Origin of the sequence: Agromyces humi (assembly GCF_009720255.1) — a bacterium.
Taxonomy (GTDB): domain Bacteria; phylum Actinomycetota; class Actinomycetes; order Actinomycetales; family Microbacteriaceae; genus Agromyces; species Agromyces humi.
The window spans coordinates 1-3896 of the sequence record NZ_WJSP02000350.1; the positions used below are offsets into that span (position 1 = coordinate 1).

The following is a 3896-nucleotide window of genomic DNA, read 5'->3' on the forward strand; positions in this document are numbered from 1 at the left end:
CGAGACTGGCGGCGAGCCAGGTCGGCAGCGCCCCCGGCTGCACGGTCGCTGCCGCGGGGCGGAGGACCGATGAACGCGTCACAGCCCATGTCGGGTCGGGTCGCCGTCGTGACCGGCGCGACCGGCGGGATCGGGAAGGCCACCGCGGCCGGCCTCGCCGCTCTCGGGGCTCGCGTCGGCATCGTCGGGAGGAGTCCCGACCGGCTCGCGGCCACCGCCGCCGAACTCGGCGGCCGAGCCGGCTCCGGCGCGATCGACGTGTTCGAGGCCGACCTCTCGTCGCAGGAGCAGGTGCGCAGGCTGGCCGCCGAACTCGAGGAGCGCTACACCCGCATCGACGCCCTGGTCAACAACGTCGGCGGATTCTGGGCGCACCGCCATGTCACGGTCGACGGGCTCGAGCTGACGTTCGCCCTGAACCACCTCGCGCCGTTCCTGCTCACGGGCCTCCTCCTCGACCGGATGCGGGCACACGGGGATGCCCGCATCGTCGCCGTGGCGTCGAGCGCGGAGTCGCTCGGCCGGATCGACTTCGATGACCTCCAGGGCACGCAGCGCTACTCCGGCCAGCGGGCGTACAACCAGGCCAAGCTCGCCGACCTGCTGTTCACGTTCGAGCTCGCACGTCGGCTTCGCGGGACCACCGTCACCGCGAACGCCGTGCACCCGGGCGTGACCCGCACGGCCTTCGGCGCCGAGGACCAGGCGCGGCTCTACGCCTCGATGGGCGGCCTCGCGCGCCCGTTCATGCGCTCTCCCGAGCGCGGCGCCGACACGGTCGTCTGGGCGGCCTCGTCGCCCGAGCTGGACGGGACGAGTGGGCAGTACTTCCATGACCGCCGCGTGAAGCGGCCGTCACCGCGCGCGACCGATGAGACCACCGCGAAGCGGCTCTGGCGGGTCAGTGAGGAGTTGGTCGGCCTCACGTGGTGAACCGATTCGACCCCGACGGATGCCGCGAGCCGGCGTGCTTCGCGAGCCCGCGGCATCCGGCCACCTGTTCGCGACCCCCTTGCGGTCGACCGCCGTCATGTGAGACTTTCGATGCGATGTTGACGTCAACATCCTGGACCCGCGGCGCATCGACGCGGCGCGGATGATTGGAGACCGATGAGAAACGCACTCGGGATCGCCCTCGGGGCGGCCCTGCTGCTGGCTGGGGCGGCACCGCTGCCGGCCGTCGCCGCTCCCTCGACCGGCCCTACCGGTACGAGTGAGTTCCGCGGGGTCAACTGGGCGGATCCGCGCGACAACTACGCCGACGACGAGGTCGTGCCGTCGGGGCTGAGCACGGGCGACGACTACCGCACCACCTACCGCAAGGCGTCCGACCTCGTGCTCGAGTTCCGGCACGAGGTGGGCGCCAACACGGTGCGCCTGCCGATCAACCCGTCGAGCGTGGGCACCGCCTGGTGGGAGTCCTACCAGGGCGCCATCGACGCGGCCACCCGGCACGGGTTCAAGGTCATCCTCAGCTACTGGGAGGGCGACGACGCGAAGGACGGGCGCGTCGACGACCAGGCCGCCTTCGACGCCATGTGGGACACCGTGGTCGACGAGTACGGCAAGAACCCGCACGTCTACTACGAGCCGATGAACGAGCCGTTCGGCTACACGCTCGACGAGTGGGTGTCGCTCACCTCGGGCTGGCTCGACGACCACTCCGACGTCCCGCGCAAGCGCGTGATCATCTCGGGCACGGGCTACAACGACGACGTCACGGGCGTCGGCGCGGCCGAGGAGCTCGACGGCACGCTGCTGTCGCTGCACTTCTACGGGTTCTGGGCCGACCACACCACCGAGGAGGAGTGGAAGGCGAACCTGCTGCCGCGCATCGGCGAGTACGGCTGGCGCACGGTCGTCTCCGAGGCGGGCTCCCCCATGACCACGGGCCTCAACTACGGCAACCACGAGGGCGACGTCTACACGTCGTACCTCGGCGCCCTCACCGAGGTGGCCCGCGATCAGGGCATCGGCATCGTCTACTGGCCGGGCCTGCGCACGAACGACGCCTACACGCTCACCGAGCTCGTCGGCGACGGCGACCTCGAGGTGACGAACGAGTCGGGGCTCGCCCAGCTGCAGTGGGGGTGGGGGCTGCTCAAGCAGGAGCAGCTCAACGACCTGCCGCCGGCCCCTCCCGGCGAGCCGCTCGTGAGCGTGCGCCACGGCGTCTGCGTCGACGTGCCCGGGTTCTCGACCACAGCGGGCACGACCCTGGGCCTCTGGTACTGCAACGGCGGCGGCAACCAGTCGTTCGACTGGACGGCCGAGCAGGAGCTCGCGATCTACGGCGACATGTGCGTCGAGCCGGTGGGCGGCGCCGTTGCCGGCAGCGCCGTGATGATCGCCGACTGCACCGGAGCCGTCGAGCAGCAGTGGCAGCTCAACGCCGACCAGACGATCAGCAGCGTCGCGGATGCCTCGCTGTGCCTGGCCACTCCCGAGAGCGAGTGGGGCGTGACGCTCGCACCGTGCGACGCGTCGTCGACCACCCAGCAGTGGACGCGCGGCTAGCGCACGAGCGCGGCTGACGAGGTCCGGGCGCGCCCGTCTCCATTCGGAGGCGGGCGCGTTCGAATGTGCCGGTGCCGGATGTCTCACCCGACATTGAACTTTCCGGTTCAGTGATCTACACTGAACCACATGGTTCAGCAACAGGGACTCGATCGGGCGTTCGGCGCCCTGGCCGATGAGACACGCCGCGGCATCCTCACCCGCCTCGGCGACGGGCCCGCCACCATCACCGAGCTCGCCACGCCGGCGGACATGACGCTCACCGGCATCCGGAAGCACGTCGACGTGCTGGAGGCGGCAGGGCTCGTCACCACCGAGAAGGTCGGCCGCGTGCGGCAGGTCCGGCTCGGCACCGAGCGGTTGGACGACGCCATGGCATGGATCAGCTTCTACCAGCGACTCTGGGAGCGCCGACTCGACGGCCTCGAGGCCTATTTCACGTTGCGCAATGGCGCATCCGACGGAACGAAGGGAACGGAATCATGACGGAACTGGACACGAGTGAGACCATCGGCCTGCGGATGACGCGGCAGCTGCCCGCGACGCCCGAGGAGGTGTTCGACGCCTACACCGACGCCGAGCAGCAGAAGATCTGGTTCTCCATCCTCGACGAGGAGCCCGGCATCGTCGAGATCGAGGTCGACCTGCGCGTCGGCGGCACGCAGAAGGCCGTGTGGGGCCCCGATCGCGACACGCTCTTCACCGAGGTGCAGACCTTCCTCGAGATCGACCGGCCGCACCGGCTCGTCACCGAGTCGACGGGCAACGACCCGAGCGGCCAGACCATGACCACCCACGTGGTCGTGACGTTCGAACCGCACGACGGCGGCACGCTGGTGACGGTCGAGCAGACCGGCTTCCCCACGCCCGAGATGCGCGACTTCTTCGAGACCATGGCCTGGGTCGGCGCGTTCGACCGCATCGAGGCGTACCTCACGCGGCGCTAGCCGCCGGCGCGGGTGGCGTCGAGATGACGCGAACCGTCCTTCCCAGCGAGCGGAAGGACGGTTCGCGTCATCTCGCGGCCCGCACGGGGCCGGTGCCGGTGCGCGGCGTCAGTCGGTCGTCGCGGTGGTGATGTGGGCGGCGAGCGCGCTCGTGGGGGCGACGGCGGCGAGCGCGGCGGCCCCGTCGAGCGGATGCGCCTCCGCCACCCGCACGTCGGCCCCGGGCACCGTCTCGTGCACCACCGCCGAGAACGCCTCGGCGAGTACGGCTCCCCCGAACACCCCGCCGACCGCGCGGATGCGGGGCGCCGCGGCATCCGCTTCGCCCACTCGACGAAGACCCGCGATGACGGATGCCGCGAGCTCACGAGCCCCGGCCGTCACGATCGCCACCGCGACCGCGTCGCCGCCCGCCGCCGCCTCGGCCACTGG

General features: G+C 71.0%; 4 protein-coding genes and 1 pseudogene. 4 read left to right on the plus strand and 1 reads right to left on the minus strand.

Going from position 1 to position 3896, the window contains the following annotated elements; all coding sequences use genetic code 11:
* The first annotated feature begins 69 nt into the window (after positions 1–69).
* The 4 genes from GH736_RS18775 to GH736_RS18790 all read left to right on the plus strand — a co-directional run bounded on the left by GH736_RS18775 (position 70) and on the right by GH736_RS18790 (position 3464).
* Positions 70–933, plus strand: coding sequence for an SDR family oxidoreductase (locus tag GH736_RS18775; protein ID WP_235934465.1), 864 nt, complete (start codon positions 70–72; stop codon positions 931–933).
* A gap of 177 nt (positions 934–1110) precedes the next feature.
* Positions 1111–2517: a ricin-type beta-trefoil lectin domain protein gene (locus GH736_RS18780; protein WP_159606066.1), complete on the plus strand. Its 1407-nt coding sequence runs from the start codon at positions 1111–1113 to the stop codon at positions 2515–2517.
* A gap of 129 nt (positions 2518–2646) precedes the next feature.
* Complete coding sequence (locus tag GH736_RS18785; protein WP_159606068.1) at positions 2647–3003, plus strand: ArsR/SmtB family transcription factor; 357 nt, start codon at positions 2647–2649, stop codon at positions 3001–3003.
* Entirely contained in the window at positions 3000–3464 is a 465-nt protein-coding gene (locus GH736_RS18790; RefSeq protein WP_159606070.1) for an SRPBCC family protein, read from the plus strand. The genes GH736_RS18785 and GH736_RS18790 overlap by 4 nt, the downstream gene beginning before the upstream one ends.
* 108 nt (positions 3465–3572) lie before the next feature.
* Here the strand turns inward: GH736_RS18790 and GH736_RS18795 are convergent.
* Positions 3573–3896 (minus strand): annotated as a pseudogene (locus tag GH736_RS18795) (hypothetical protein); the annotation flags it as partial.